Raw genomic sequence first — 14,787 nt, forward strand, 5'->3', positions numbered from 1 at the left:
CTCCAACGCGGCAACCTGATCAAGCCGATGTCGCGGCCGGGCACCTGCCGTTCCGGCATGTCGCTTCCCTCGCCCTAGTGGTCGTCGCCTCCGCAATGGCCGGACAGCCGCCGGTCCATTATGCCGCCCGCTATCGCATCCCACGAGGACCATCATGACCGCCGCCCTACAACCCTCAGAACCGGCATTGGCCACCGACCGCGCCCGTCGCGGCGGCCGCGCTGGAAAGCGCGCCGGCGGCTCGGCCGCGTTCGAGCAGCCGGCTTTTCGCCAGTTGAAGAACCCGCTGGCGCCAACCAGGCTGGTGTCCGACGACGAGCTGGAATCGATTCACCTCGCTTCCCTGCGCGTGCTGCGGGAAATCGGCGTCGACGTGCTGCATGACGAGGCCCGCAGCATCATGAAGGCGCATGGCGCCGACGTGCGTGACGGCTCAGAGCGGGTGCGCTTCGACAGCGACATGATCCTCGACCTGGTGTCGCACTGCCCGTCGGAATTCACCATCCATGCCCGCAATCCTGCGCACAATGTGCGCTTCGGCGGCAACAATGTGATCATCTCGATGATGGCATCGGCGCCCAATTGCTCCGACATCGATCGCGGCCGCCGGCCCGGCAACCAGCAGGACTACCGCAACTTCCTCAAGCTCGCGCAGATGCACAACATTCTGAACTGCACGGGCGGCTACCCGGTCGAGCCGACCGATATCCATCCATCCGTCCGCCATCTCGAATGCATCCGCGATCTCAGCGTGCTCACCGACAAGGTGTTCCACATCTATTCGCTCGGCAAGGAGCGCAATGTCGACGGCATCGAGATCGCCAGGATCGCGCGCGGCATCAGCCACGAGCAGATGCTCGAAGAGCCGTCCGTCTTCACCATCATCAACACCAATTCGCCGCTGAAACTCGATGTGCCGATGATGGAAGGCATCATCCAGATGTCGAGCAAGGGCCAGGTCGTCGTCGTGACGCCGTTCACCCTGTCGGGTGCGATGGCGCCTGTCACCATCGCCGGCGCACTGGTGCAGCAGAACGCGGAGGCGCTTGCCGGCATCGCCTTCGCCCAGATGGTGCGCAAGGGCGCCCCCGTCGGATATGGCGGCTTCACCTCCAATGTCGACATGAAGTCCGGTTCACCGGCGTTCGGCACGCCGGAATACATGAAGGCGCAGCTCGTCGGCGGCCAGCTTGCCCGCCGCTACAACATCCCCTACCGCACCTCCAACACCTGCGCCGCCAACACGGTCGACGCGCAGGCGGCTTATGAAAGCGTATTCTCGCTGTGGGGCGCCATCCAGGGCGGCGGCAATCTGATGATGCATGCCGCGGGCTGGCTCGAGGGCGGTCTGCGCTGCTCCTACGAGAAGACCATCCTGGACATCGACCTGCTGCAGATGGTGGCCGAATTCCTGACCCCGCTCGACCTTTCCGAAGAGGCACTCGGCTTCGACGCCATCCAGTCGGTCGGCCCGGGCGGCCATTTTTTCGGCACCCAGCACACGCAGGACCGCTACAAGACCGCCTTCTACTCGCCGATCCTCTCCGACTGGCGCAATTACGAGACCTGGGCGGAAGCCGGCTCGCCGACGGCGCTCGAAAAGGCCAACAAGGTCTGGAAGGAGCGGCTGGCGTCCTATGAGGAGCCCTACATGGACCCGGCCGTCCGCGAGGAACTCAACGCCTTCGTCGCCAAGCGCCGGTCCGAAGGCGGCGCGCCGACCGATTTTTGATCGGCAGTATTGTTGATGAACGGTCGACCCCCACTCCGTCGAGCTGCGCTCGACACCTTGTATCTACACGAGAGAGATTTCGTGGGATTAGAGCGATTGAGCCAAGGTCCGGGTGGCCGCCCGGACCTTGGCTTGGCGAAGTCGCCCGTACCACCTGAGGTTACAGCCGCGGGAGAGCTTGGGATCTTCGCCTTCATCACGCACGACCGAACAGTCGCTTGGTTCCAACCGTACGCACAAGGCAGGTTACCGTGAACAGGATTATTTGTGGAGTTGATGTTTCGAAAGATTGGCTGGACGCGCATGTCTGGCCTGGCGGAGCGGCAGCGCGCTTCGCCAACGACGCGGCGGGGATCGCAGCTCTTTGGCTGTTCTGCCGCAGCCATGACGCAGCCCTTGCGGTGATGGAGGCATCGGGCGGCTATGAACGGCTGGGATTCATGCTCTTGTGGGCGCACGGCATGCCGTGCGGCGTGGTCAATGCCAAGAGCGTGCGCCGTTTCGCCGAGGCGATGGGCTATCTTGAGAAGACCGACAGGATCGACGCCGCTGTCATCGCCCACTACGGCGCAGTCAAGAACACTGTGCCGACGCCACCGCCAAGCGCCGCCCAGCAGCGGCTTGCCGCGTTGGTTGGCCGGCTTTGCCAGATTGTCGGCGATGCGACCATCAACAAGCAGCGTAGAAGTGCCGCACGCGACGCCGAGGTATGCGCCAGCATCGAGGCGATGCTGGCCTTCCTCAAGCGCGAGCAACGGCGCCTGGAAGGCGAGATTGCCTCGATGATCGATGACGATCCGCTGTGGGCCAGGCTGGAGCAGGCCTTTCGTTCGCTGAAGGGCGTGGCCGGACGCACCGTCGCCCGCCTGATGGCCGAACTGCCCGAGATCGGCCTCATCTCCAACAAGGCCATCGCCAAGCTGGCAGGCCTCGCTCCCTTCGCCAACGATAGCGGCAAGCGCACCGGCAACAGGCATGTGCGCGGCGGACGCGCCGGGCCGCGTGGCATCCTCTTCATCGTCGCAGCCATCGTGGCCAAATTCGATCCCAATCTCAAAGCTTTCGCTCAACGGTTGCAACAGGCGGGAAAGCCAAAAATGCTCATCCGCATCGCACTCGCCAGAAAACTCCTCGTCATCCTCAATGCAAAAGCACGCGATGCGCGCAACGAGTTCGCGAGTGCAACTTGACACCCCAGATAGTCGCTCTCCCCCGATCGACGGGGGAGAGGAAAGGCGCGAGCTTATGCACGCTGGCACCCTTCCTCTCCCTCCGGAGGGGGGAGAGGTGGCGTCGCGAAGCGGCGACGGAGTGGGGGAAGGCGCTCATGAAACCCGTAGCCGTCGCAAAACGGGCACTACCCAGCGAGCCAGAAAACTCAGGCAAGGTGACAACCAGGCCGAAGCGCTGCTTTGGCTTGAGTTAAAGGCCCGCAAACTTGGCGGCTACAAGTTCACGCGACAGTTCTCTATCAGACCATACTACGCGGACTTCGCTTGCCGCGAAAAATGGCTCGTCGTCGAGATTGACGGACACCAACACGCCGGCAGCTCATATGACCGCCGCCGCGACGATTTCATGCGTGCCCAGGGCTATTCGATCCTGCGTGTTTGGAGCCATGAAGCCCTGAAGCATCGTACTTCGGTTTGTGAAACCATCCTTGCCGCGCTCGATGGCAGGCTGGCCGAGAACCTCACGGCACCCGACCTCCACTTTGTCTTCACGCCCCACTCCCCCGATTCAATCTCTCCAAAAGCGGACCTATCTTGATGAAATCTCACCTAAAAGCGGTTGTCATCGGCGGCGGCGTCGTCGGCTGCTCGGTTCTCTACCACCTGGCCAAGGCCGGCTGGACCGACATCATGCTGATCGAGCGCTCTGAACTCACATCCGGCTCGTCCTGGCACGCAGCGGGCGGCTTCCACACGCTGAACGGCGACCCCAACGTCGCCAAGCTGCAGGCCTATACGGTGCAGCTCTACAAGGAGATCGAGGAGATATCCGGCCAGTCCTGCTCGCTGCATTTGACCGGCGGCGTGATGATGGCCGATACGCCCGAGCGCATGGACTTCCTGCGCCTTGCCCACGCCAAGGGCCGCTATCTCGGCATGGACACAGAGCTGATCACCCCTTCCGAAGCCAAGGCGATGTTCCCGCTGATGGACGAGACCAATTTCGTCGGCGCCATGTGGGATCCGGTCGAAGGCCATCTCGACCCGTCCGGCACCACCATCGCCTATTCAAAGGCGGCGAAAAAACTCGGCGCCGAGATCGTGCTGCGCAACCGCGTCGTGGAATTGACGCAGGAGGTCGACGGCACCTGGAATGTCGTCACCGAACAGGGCACGGTGAAGGCCGAGCATGTCGTCAATTGCGGCGGCCTGTGGGCGCGCGAGATCGGCCGCATGGTCGGCGTCGAGCTGCCGGTTCTTGCCATGGAGCACATGTATCTGCTCACCGAGCCGATGCCGGAGGTCGAGGAGTTCAACAAATCGACCGGCCGCGAAATGATCGGCGTGCTCGACTTCAAGGGCGAGATCTACACCCGCCAGGAGCGCAACGGCATCCTGCTCGGCACCTACGAGAAGGCCTGCAAGCCGTGGTCGCCGGTCAACACGCCATGGGATTTCGGCCACGAATTGCTGCCGCCGGACCTCGACCGCATCGCGCCGTCGCTGGAAATCGGCTTCAAGCATTTCCCCGGCATCGAGAAGGCCGGCATCAAGCAGATCATCAACGGCCCCTTCACCTTCGCGCTGGACGGCAACCCGCTGGTCGGCCCGGTGCAGGGCCTGACCAATTTCTGGTGCGCCTGCGCCGTGATGGCCGGCTTCAGCCAAGGCGGCGGCGTCGGTCTGGCGCTGTCGAACTGGATGGTGCATGGCGATCCTGGCTTCGATGTCTGGGGCATGGATGTTACACGCTTCGGTGAATGGGCCGGCCTGCGCTACACCAACGCCAAGGTGCGGGAAAACTATTCGCGCCGCTTCTCCATCCGCTTCCCCAATGAGGAACTGCCGGCGGCACGTCCGGCGCAGACGACGCCGCTCTACGACACGATGCTGGCCAACAACGCCGTCATGGGCGACAGCTGGGGTCTCGAAACCCCGCTCTGGTTCGCACCTGAAGGCAAGGAACCCAGGGATATCGTCTCCTTCCATCGCTCCAACGATTTTGGGCCGATCGGCGAGGAAGTGCGCGCCACGCGTGAGCGCGTCGGCGTCACCGAGATCGCCAATTTTGCCAAATACGAAGTCTCGGGACCCGCGGCCGAGGATTTCCTCAACCGGCTGATGACCAACCGCATGCCGAAGACCCGCCGCATCGTGCTGACGCCGATGCTCAACGAGTTCGGCAAGCTGATCGGCGACTTCACCATCGCCAAGGCGGCAGAAGACCGCTTCATGATCTGGGGCTCTTCGGCGGCGCAGAAATACCACATGCGCTGGTTCGAGAAGCACCTGCCGAAGGACGGAACGGTGCGCATCCACCGCTTCGACCAGACGCTGGTCGGCCTGTCGATCGCCGGGCCGAAATCACGGGACCTGCTGCAGAAACTGGTCGATGTCGACGTCTCGACAAAAGCCTTCCGTTTCATGGATTTCCGCGAGATGGCTGTTGGCGGGGCGCCCTGCATGGTCAACCGCATCACCTACACCGGCGACCTCGGCTATGAAATCTGGATGGCGCCGGCCTACGAACGCCTGGTTTACAAAGCAATCAAGGACGCCGGCGAGGAATTCGGCCTTGTCGATTTCGGCATGCGCGCTCTGCTCTCCATGCGCCTCGAAAAGAACTTTCCGACCTGGTTCCGCGAGTTGCGGCCGATCTATGGACCGTTCGAAGGCGCGATGGACCGCTTCATCAAGCTCGAGAAGAATGACTTCATCGGCCGCGAGGCCGCCGCCAAGGAACAGGCCGAGGGGCCAAAGCTGCGCCGCGTCTCCTTCATCGTCGATGCCGCCGACGCCGATGTCATGGGCGACGAGCCGATCTGGGCCAAGGTCAGCAAGGACTACGGCACGGTGGAAAAGCCGCATGGCTATGGCGCGCCGCGCTTCGACAAGGGCGGCAAGGAAATACGTGGCTCCAAGGCTGCCGAAGGCGCATCCGCCGTGCGCGGCATCGTCGACGGCGACTGGCGCGTGGTCGGCTGGGTCACGTCGGGCGGCTATGCGCATTATGTGCAGAAGTCGATGGCGCAGGGCTATATCCCCGCCGCGCTTGCCGAGGACGAAAGTGCCGGGCTGTTCGAGATCGAGATCCTCGGTCACCGGCGCCCGGCCCGCATCAATGTCGAAGCGCCCTTCGATCCGAGCGGCGGGAAGATGCGGACCTGAGGTTCGACGATGGACAGCGCGGGGCCGAAGGGCAGCTTTGGCCGCCACCGCAAGATCATGCCGTTCGAGCCGGGCTCGATCGAAGCTTTGCGCGACGCCTCCCGCCAGAAGGCGGGTTCGCTCAACCAGCATGTGCTGGGCTATGGCCCGCAGGCCGAGGCTGAGTGGGCGGCGGCAGGCATTGCCGCGCCCGACCTGGCGGCGATGCGAAAATACCGGCTGGAGCGTATCCGCGCCGAGCTGAAGCGGCGCGGCTATGCCGGCGCCCTGCTCTACGACCCCGTCAACATCCGCTACGCCACCGACAGCACCAACATGCAGCTTTGGGTGGCGCACAATCCGACGCGGCATTGCTTTGTCGCCACTGAAGGCCCGGTGGTGCTGTTCGATTATTTTTCCTGCGAGCACCTGTCCGACCATTCCGGCGTCGTCAACGAGGTGCGGCCGGCGGTGTCGTGGATGTATCTCTATGGCGGTGAGCTGACCGAGCAAAAGGTCCGCCGTTGGGCCGCCGGAATAGCCGATTTGGTCAGGGAACATGGTAGCGGCAACAGCCGCATCGCCGTCGACCACATCAATCCCGAAGGCGTCGAGGAGCTGGCTCGCCTCGGCATTTCCATCGGCAATGGCGAAGCAGTGATGGAGAACGCGCGGCTGATCAAATCGCCGGACGAAATCCTCGCCATGCGCCGGGCGATTGTCGCTTGCGAAGCGGCGATGGGCGAGATGGAACAGGCGCTGAAGCCGGGCATTTCCGAGAACGAGCTATGGGCGGAATTGCATCGTGGCAACATCGCGCGCGGCGGCGAGTGGATCGAGACGCGACTGCTGACGTCAGGCCCGCGCACCAATCCGTGGTTCCAGGAATGCTCTTCGCGAAAGATCGAGGCTGGCGATCTCGTCGCCTTCGACACCGACCTGATCGGCCCCTACGGCTTCTGCGCCGACCTGTCGCGCACCTGGCTGTGCGGTGATGCAAACCCGTCGAATAAACAGCGCGCCCTGTTCCGCATCGCCGCCGACCAGATCGAACACAACACGGCTCTGATGCAGCCAGGCATCTCGTTTCGCGACCTCGTCGAAGCCTCGGCGGTGCCGCCGGGTGACTGCTTCCCGACGCGCTACGGCGTGCTCTATCACGGCGTCGGTCTGGCCGATGAATACCCGACCTTGCCGCATGCCAGCGACTGGACATCGGACACGCCGGACGGCGTGCTGGAACCTGGCATGGTGCTGTGCGTGGAAAGCTATATCGGCCGGCTTGGCGGGCGCGAAGGCGTCAAGCTCGAAGAGCAGATCCTGATCACCGAGACCGGCAACGAACAGCTCTCAACCTACCCGCTGGATACGAGGCTGCTCGGATAGTCCGGCAAGCGCTTCTCGCATTGCCCTGACTGTCTTTTCCGGTGTTGCCCTCGCCGTGATGAACGGCAGGCCTTTGCGCCGTCCGATCCAGCCGACGATCGCGACTTTCCGCGCTGCTGGCTCGAAGCGCTGCGCCAGCGCCCAGCTTTCGCAGTCGATCGCTGCAACATCGGCCCTGCCCTCGGCAATGGCGACGATTGAAGCGCGGTGACCGCCGCTCTCGCTACGCGACGAAAAGATGTCCAAGCCTTCGTCGGCCGCTCGCAGGTCGCGCGTCAGCGCAATGATGCCCGACATGGAATCGAGGCTGTTGAAGGTGAAGCGCTTGCCGCGGATCAGATCGAGCGGGATGAGAGCGCTGCCATCCGCAGGCGATCGAACTTCCGGTCCCTCGCCTATCCGCATCACCAGAGCGCTCGAATAGAGCTCGCCCTGCCCGCCTTCATAGGCGTCATAGCTCGGCTGGCCGACCACCTGCACATGCCTGGACAGGCCAAGTTCCATCGGCCCCCAGCAGGTCTGCGCGAACAGCAGCAAAGGATGCAGCCACAATCTATGGAAATCGAGTTCATCCGGCGGCAATGTCGCGGGATCGGGTGCGATCAATGCACCGGCAGCATCGCGAATTCCGCCCGGCACCGGCGGCAGGTCGCCATTGCGCCGCACGATGGCTTCCGGCGCGTCGATCCCCTTTTGCCGAAACGCATCGCGCAGCAGCACCCATTGCGCGTCGACCTCATCGCGCACTTCGGGCCAATCATACATCGGCAACGCCGCAACCAATTCACTCATGCCGATATCAAATCATCATGTCTGGAAAAAGGATCGCGAAAACGCGGCGTCCAATCAGAATTGGCCGACACGGATTCCGGGTAGGCCGGAATTATTCCTTGGGCGGCTCGGCGGGAACCGGCGCACTGCCGAGCCCGCTGATGCTGCGCGCCCTGATGCGCGGCTTGAAGGCCCTGCCCGGCTCAGGCGCACGCCGCAGCACCGGGTGCACGATCGGCTCTTTCGCCTTGAACGCATAGGCTTTGACCAGCGCGAAATAATTCGGATAGGCATAGCCATTGTTCATCCGCAGCCATTCCTCACGGCGGTCGCGAAACAGCTTGGGCAGCTTGTACCAGGCCACGGTCGGGGTCTTGTGATGGACGAAATGCAGATTGTTGTTGAGGAACAGGAACGACAGCGGCGAGCGCTCGACGATCACCGTACGGCCTTCCGGATGTTCCGACCATTGATGCTCGGCGAACGTACGGATCGAGATCAGCGACTGGCCGAGCCAGACCGGCACCAGAATGTAAAGCCACAGCGGGATGCCGAAGCCGAACTGAACGATCGGCAGCACGACGGCCAGGCCGATCGCATGCAGCAGCCAGGCCTTGCGGATCGGCTTGTCGCCGGCGATCACCTGCTTGGCATCGTCGATGAAGAAGCCGACGCAGGACAGCCACGGGCCGAGCACGAAGCGGCCTGCCATGGTGTTGTTGATCTTGAGCAGGAATTTCATCGTCGGCGGCAGCTCGTCATGCTGCCAGAGCGCCTGATAATAGCTTTCCGGGTCATCGAGCGGGTCGGTCAGCCGCTCGTCGGCGTGGTGACGCAGATGAATGGTCTTGAAGCGGCGGAACGGCCAGACCAGACCGATCGGCAGAAACACGAATGCTTCGTTGATCCGCGCGTTGCGCGTCGGATGCCCGTGCAGCACTTCGTGCATGATCGACGACTGCAATGCGGCGGTGAAGGCGAGGACGGCGAGCGCCAGGACGGGATAGGAAGGCCAGAGCAGGAAACCGGTGGCGAGCCATGTCGCGTAGCAGAAGAAGGCGAGTACCACGGTTGGCCACTCAATGGCCCGTACGCTGTGTCGCCTGATGCTCTTGCTCGTCATGCTATCGACCACTGCCCCTCAGTCGCCGGAATCCCAATTGATTCCTGACAGCATTGTGTCAGGAGAAATGATTCCACTCAACGAGACAAAGTGCACAAACTGTTGCGATTGCGCATTTTTTACCGCACATGTTATACATTGTAAACAGACTTAGGGATTCATTTACGCCTAACGCCACCCTCGGAGCGGTTCCGGCGCAAATTTTTCCTCAATCCAGGTGGAGCACGGACATGGACAAGCGCGACCTGTCGACGATCTTCCGCGAGCGACTGAAAATGCTCTTGACACGCTCCGACCTGAACCAGTCGGCCTTTGCAACCGCGGTCGGCATCGACCGCTCGGCGCTGTCGCAACTGCTGTCGGGCGCCTCGACGCGCCTGCCCCGCGCCGAAACACTGCTTAACATCGCCGCCGAGTTCAAGGTGTCGCTCGATTGGCTCCTCGGCCTCAGCCAGGACGAAGGTCTCACCGGCGAAATCCGCGAAAGCCTGGAGATCGAAGAGGCACCGGATGGTTTCGACCGCACGCTGTTGGCCAAATGGCATGCCGAGGCGGCAGGCACCAAGATCCGCTACGTGCCTGCCGGCATTCCCGATCTTCTGCGCACCGAAGCGCTGGTCGACTACGAAGCCGGCATCGCCAACAAGAGCCGCCTGGCGCAGGCCGGCGAAACGCAATACCGCATCGACTACAACAGGCGGCCTGAGACCGACATGGAAGTCTGCATGCCGCGCCACACGCTGGAGATATTTGCCCGCGGGCTGGGTGTCTGGGACCGTTTCCCCGAAGCCGACCGGCGCGCCCAGCTGCTGCACATGGCGACGCTGCTCGACGACCTCTACCCGACCTTCCGGCTGTTTCTCTATGACGGGCGGATGCGCTATTCGATCCCCTACACCATCTTCGGACCCTATCGCGCCGCCATCTATGTCGGCGACATGTATCTGGTGCTCAACGCCACTCAGCCGATCCAGACGCTGATCCAGCACTTCGACAATCTGATCCGGGCCGCCGACATCAATGCGCACGAGGCGTCCGGCTTCGCGCACAGACTGGCCGGCATGTCATTCTCAACAGGCACTGCCTGATCTTCGGCAACAATGATCCTTTGGACGGAAACCGGCCCCCGCATTGGTGGCCGCGCTGCCGCCATTCCATTGACTACACATAAAGACTTCTTTATATCCTTATTCGACTTCGAAACATGAAAGCCAATCCGATGACGACCACCAACCCGATCGATGCTCTGCTGGCCGAAAAGGGCGTGCTGCTGGCCGATGGCGCCACCGGCACAAACCTGTTCGCCATGGGGCTGGAAGCCGGCGAGGCGCCCGAGCTGCTCAACGAGACGGCGCCCGACACCATCACCAGCCTGCATCAGAATTTCGTCGATGCCGGGGCCGACATCATCCTCACCAACTCGTTCGGCGGCACCCGCCACCGGCTGAAGCTGCATCATGCGCAGGACCGTGTGCATGCGCTGAACAAGCGCGCCGCCGAGATCGCCCGTGCTGTCGCCGACAAGGCCGGCCGCAAGGTGATCGTCGCCGGTTCGGTCGGCCCGACCGGCGAATTGCTGGTGCCGCTCGGCGCCATGACCTATGACGAGGCGGTCGACGCCTTCGCCGAGCAGATCGAGGGTCTCAAGGAAGGCGGCGCCGAAGTCGCCTGGATCGAGACGATGTCTGCTCCCGACGAGATCCGCGCCGCCGCCGAGGCTGCCATCCGCGTCGGCCTGCCCTACACCTATACCGGTTCCTTCGACACCGCCGGCCGCACCATGATGGGCCTGCTACCCAGGGATATCCACGGCGTCACCGACGGGCTGTCGCAGGCGCCGCTTGGCGTTGGCGCCAATTGCGGCGTCGGCGCGTCTGACATCCTGGCCTCGCTGCTCGACATGACCGAGGCGAAGCCGGAGGCAACGGTGATCGTCAAGGGCAATTGCGGCATTCCCGAATTCCGCGGCACCGAAATCCATTATTCCGGCACACCCGAACTGATGGCCGACTATGTCAGGCTCGCCGTCGATGGCGGCGCCAAAATTATCGGCGGCTGCTGCGGCACCTCGTTCCAGCACCTTGCCGCCATGCGCAAGGCGCTCGACGCGCACACCAAGGCGGATCGTCCGACGGTTGCCGCGATCGTCGAGCGCATCGGCCCGATGCGCAACAAGGTGGCGACGGAAAATACCGCCGAGACCAGCGAAGCCCGCCGCGAGCGCCGCCGCAGCCGGGCCTGAGCTTATCGGTTTCGATTATTCGCTGTTGTCGGCGTAGCTCGACTGCGCCGACTTGAAGTCGACCACATTGTCGCTGTGCATCGTCATCAGCGCGCCGGATGAAACCGGATCGGTTATCTGCTCCAGCATGATGCGGAAGCGGTCATTGGTCAGCGCCGACATGGCGGTGTGGCGCGCCTGCGCGACATCGTCACTGATACGCCTGGATTCCGATGATGGGGCCGATGAAACCGCCGAAGCATCTCGTGCCGGCGGTGTCGAGTTGGCGATAGTCCTGATCTGCAATTTCGGCTCCCTCAAGCCCGGTACACCTGTCCTGCGTAACAAGGAGGGGTTGCGATCCGCTACCGGAAATGCCGCGCAATTTAACGACCTGGAGATTCTCCGAAAAAAGGCCGGCAAGGGAATGAACCCCTCGCCGGCATGCCTCACCCGCCCGCGGTCGGTTTCCCCTGTCAGAACGATCCCATCTGAAAGAAACCGGCCGTCATCACCACTACCGATTACCGCCCAGCGCCGAGGCAAGGCGCACAAGCGAGAGGAACTCGGACCTGTACCCAAACGGGTCGGCTCCTCGAGCGGCAGTGGCGATCTCCATGATCTTGTCGTAACCGAACTTCGCGGTCGCATCCTCGTCGCGCAGCTTCTGGCCGAAGGCGGCGACCGCGACGGAGAAGCGCTGGTCGGTGCTGGCCTGGTCGAAAGACGAGATCTCGTTGGCCGAGGTCACCGGCGTGGTGATCAGCTTCGAGACGTCTTCATTCGGCAGCTTGTAGCGGATCTTGACGAAGGCATATTCGTCCGCATTGGCAACGCCGCCATTGTCCACCGACGCCTGGCCATAACGCAGCGCGTCGATCTGTTCGCCGCCGCTGCCCTTTGGCGTGATTTCATAGATCGCGGTGACGGAATGGCCCGAGCCGATATCGCCGGCATCGACGCGGTCATTGTTGAAATCCTCGCGGTTCAAGGCGCGGGTCTCGTAGCCGATCAGGCGATATTCCGAGACCTTGTTCGGATTGAACTCGACCTGGATCTTGACGTCCTTGGCGATGGTGAACAGCGTCGACGATGCATCTTCGACCAGCACCTTCTCGGCTTCGGCCAGCGTGTCGATATAGGCGGCGGTGCCGTTGCCGTTCTGGGCGATGGTCTGCATCATCTGGTCGTTCAGATTGCCGCGGCCGAAGCCGAACACCGACAGGAAGACACCGGTCTTGCGCTCTTTTTCGATCAGCCGCTTCAGATCGTCGTCGTCGCTCTGGCCGACATTGAAGTCGCCGTCGGTGGCGAGCATCACCCGGTTGACGCCGTCCTTCACGAAGGATTTCTGCGCCAGCCTGTAGGCTTCCTTGATGCCGGCCTCGCCGGCCGTGCTGCCGCCGGGCGTCAGATTGTCGATGGCACTGAGGATCTTGTCCTTTTGGGACGCGTTGGTCGGCTCCAGGACCGTGCCGGCGTCACCCGCATAGGTTACGATCGAGATGGTGTCGTCGGCCTTCAGCTTGCTGACCAGCAGCCGAAAAGCCGATTTGAGCAGCGGCAGCTTGTCCGGCTCGTCCATCGAGCCCGAGACATCGATCAGGAAGACCAGATTGGCCTTCGGCTGCTCGGTCGGCTTGACGTCAAAACCCTTGATGGCGACATGCATCAGCCTGGTATGCGTGTTCCACGGCGTCGGCATGACGCTGACGGTCGAGTTGAATGGTGTCGAGGCCGACTCCGGACCCTTCCAGTCATAGGGGAAGTAGTTGATCATCTCCTCGACGCGAACAGTATCGACCTGCGGCAGGGTGCCCTGCTTCAGCGAGCTGCGCACGAAGGAATAGGAGGCTGTGTCGACGTCGATCGAGAAGGTCGAGACCGGATCCTCGAGTGCCGCATGCACCGGATTGGTCTTGAAATCCTCGATGCGGTCGCGGTTTTCCGGTTGCGGCTGCATCTGGTCGGCCGGCAAGGTCGACGGCTGCTGCGGCGCCGTCAGCTTGGACTCGGCCGGCATGCGGGCCCGCGACGTACTGGGCGCACTTACGGCGCCATCCAATGCGAATTCGCCTGTCGGAGCCGGTGGCGCGGGCTCGGCCAGCACACCGCGCTCCAGCGCATTCTGTTGTGCCGCGCCGCCGGCAACGGTCGATTCGGATTTCTGCGGCGAGGCCGGCGCCACAAGCGCATCGGTCGCGTCGCGGCTTTCCACATCGGCGTCGGCTTTCTTGTCCTTCTCCAGCCCGGTCGGAGCCGGCTTCGGCTGAGCGGTCGTCGGCCTCACCGTCGCCGGCTTGTCGGCCAGCGTCTCGGTGATTTTCTCGTCGCCGCCGAATTTCGGCGGCTGTTCCCTCAGCATATGGAAGGTGGCGTATCCGGCGATCGGCAGGGCGACGAGCCCGGCAAGAACCGGCGTGGCAATGAGTTTCTTTTGCATGATCTCGCTCCAGAGCTTTTGTGCTCGCTCTGTGAGACGAAGCCCGCCAACCGATCCTTGGGTAACGGCAGAAATATTTTCCTGATCGTATGCGCGCAGGGCGGCTTCGAAAGCACGTGCCTTGGCATCCTTGGCGGGCGCCGGCGCCGCTATATCGCGCAGTCTGTTGAGTTCGTCGTCGTCAACCATGGTCACACTTCCCCGGCCGCGCGCATCAGCGTCTTCAGCCGTTTCTTCGCTTCATGGATGTGCCAGGAAACCGTCGTCTCCGAGATTGTCATCGCCTCGGCCGCGGCCGCATGGCTCAACCCTTCGCCATAGACCAGCAGCACCGCGTCGCGCTGCTTGTCCGGCAATCGCCGGACGGCCGCCCACAGCGCTTCGGCAGGGTCTTCCGGTTCGACCGACGCCTCGCCCGAGATCAGTGCATGGACGCCATAGGCCTCGGTCTTGACGGTCTCGCGGGCGGACTTTCGCATCACGTCGCGCGCGGCGTTCATCGTCACGGAATAGAGCCATGTGGTGAAGGCGCCGCCGCCGCGATAGTCGCGGATCGCTTTGCCCAGCCTGACGCAGACTTCCTGGGCGATGTCTTCGGCATCGGCCTTCCTGCCGCACCAGCGATAGGCGGCGCGATAGACGAAGTCATAGTGCCTTTCCAGCAATGTGCTGAAGGCCCTCCTGTCTCCGCCCTTCGCCCGCCCGATCAGTTCGGCGTCGGAGGCTTCGCTCTCATCCAGCATCATCGCCATCATTTGCCTGTTGGACGAAGGCTAATGGCTAATCCTTGGG

12 protein-coding genes are annotated in these 14,787 nt (G+C 62.9%); 7 read left to right on the forward strand and 5 right to left on the reverse strand.

The window, feature by feature from the left end; all coding sequences use genetic code 11:
- Positions 1-154 precede the first annotated feature (154 nt).
- The 5 genes from A4R29_RS16480 (at position 155) to A4R29_RS16500 (ending at position 7,437) form a co-directional block, all read left to right on the forward strand.
- A complete protein-coding gene (locus A4R29_RS16480; RefSeq protein WP_063172371.1) occupies positions 155-1,732 on the forward strand; it encodes a trimethylamine methyltransferase family protein in 1,578 nt (525 codons plus the stop codon).
- Between the two features lie 251 nt (positions 1,733-1,983).
- Positions 1,984-2,922, forward strand: coding sequence for an IS110 family RNA-guided transposase (locus tag A4R29_RS16485; RefSeq protein WP_063172372.1), 939 nt, complete (start codon positions 1,984-1,986; stop codon positions 2,920-2,922).
- Between the two features lie 97 nt (positions 2,923-3,019).
- On the forward strand, positions 3,020-3,502 hold the full coding sequence (locus A4R29_RS16490) for an endonuclease domain-containing protein (RefSeq protein WP_063173708.1): 483 nt from the start codon (positions 3,020-3,022) through the stop codon (positions 3,500-3,502).
- Positions 3,502-6,072, forward strand: coding sequence for a GcvT family protein (locus A4R29_RS16495; RefSeq protein ID WP_063172373.1), 2,571 nt, complete (start codon positions 3,502-3,504; stop codon positions 6,070-6,072). Before A4R29_RS16490 ends, A4R29_RS16495 begins: the two co-directional genes overlap by 1 nt.
- A 9-nt stretch (positions 6,073-6,081) precedes the next feature.
- Complete coding sequence (locus A4R29_RS16500; RefSeq protein WP_063172374.1) at positions 6,082-7,437, forward strand: M24 family metallopeptidase; 1,356 nt, start codon at positions 6,082-6,084, stop codon at positions 7,435-7,437.
- Here A4R29_RS16500 and A4R29_RS16505 read toward each other — a convergent pair.
- Both A4R29_RS16505 and A4R29_RS16510 read right to left on the reverse strand, forming a co-directional pair.
- Complete coding sequence (locus A4R29_RS16505; protein ID WP_063172375.1) at positions 7,402-8,229, reverse strand: phosphate/phosphite/phosphonate ABC transporter substrate-binding protein; 828 nt, start codon at positions 8,227-8,229, stop codon at positions 7,402-7,404. The genes A4R29_RS16500 and A4R29_RS16505 overlap by 36 nt on opposite strands.
- Before the next feature lie 91 nt (positions 8,230-8,320).
- Complete coding sequence (locus A4R29_RS16510) at positions 8,321-9,331, reverse strand: fatty acid desaturase (protein WP_027160493.1); 1,011 nt, start codon at positions 9,329-9,331, stop codon at positions 8,321-8,323.
- 230 nt (positions 9,332-9,561) lie between these two features.
- On the opposite strand from A4R29_RS16510, the gene A4R29_RS16515 reads away from it, so the two are divergent.
- Both A4R29_RS16515 and bmt read left to right on the forward strand, forming a co-directional pair.
- Positions 9,562-10,419 (forward strand): helix-turn-helix domain-containing protein, encoded by an 858-nt coding sequence (locus tag A4R29_RS16515; protein WP_024501298.1) that lies wholly within the window; start codon positions 9,562-9,564, stop codon positions 10,417-10,419.
- A gap of 131 nt (positions 10,420-10,550) precedes the next feature.
- Positions 10,551-11,573, forward strand: a complete 1,023-nt coding sequence (bmt, locus tag A4R29_RS16520) for a betaine--homocysteine S-methyltransferase (RefSeq protein WP_063173709.1) — start codon at positions 10,551-10,553, stop codon at positions 11,571-11,573.
- A gap of 15 nt (positions 11,574-11,588) precedes the next feature.
- On the opposite strand, the gene A4R29_RS34660 is transcribed toward bmt, so the two are convergent.
- The 3 genes from A4R29_RS34660 to A4R29_RS16535 form a co-directional block, all read right to left on the reverse strand.
- Positions 11,589-11,858 carry a hypothetical protein gene (locus tag A4R29_RS34660; protein WP_024501300.1) on the reverse strand — a complete coding sequence of 90 codons (270 nt, stop codon included), beginning with the start codon at positions 11,856-11,858 and terminating at the stop codon, positions 11,589-11,591.
- 211 nt (positions 11,859-12,069) lie between these two features.
- Positions 12,070-14,184: a VWA domain-containing protein gene (locus A4R29_RS16530; protein ID WP_063172376.1), complete on the reverse strand. Its 2,115-nt coding sequence runs from the start codon at positions 14,182-14,184 to the stop codon at positions 12,070-12,072.
- Positions 14,185-14,186: 2 nt separating this feature from the next.
- Positions 14,187-14,747: an RNA polymerase sigma factor gene (locus A4R29_RS16535; protein ID WP_013531188.1), complete on the reverse strand. Its 561-nt coding sequence runs from the start codon at positions 14,745-14,747 to the stop codon at positions 14,187-14,189.
- Positions 14,748-14,787 lie beyond the last annotated feature (40 nt).

The organism is Mesorhizobium ciceri biovar biserrulae, from assembly GCF_001618845.1.
GTDB lineage: Bacteria > Pseudomonadota > Alphaproteobacteria > Rhizobiales > Rhizobiaceae > Mesorhizobium > Mesorhizobium ciceri.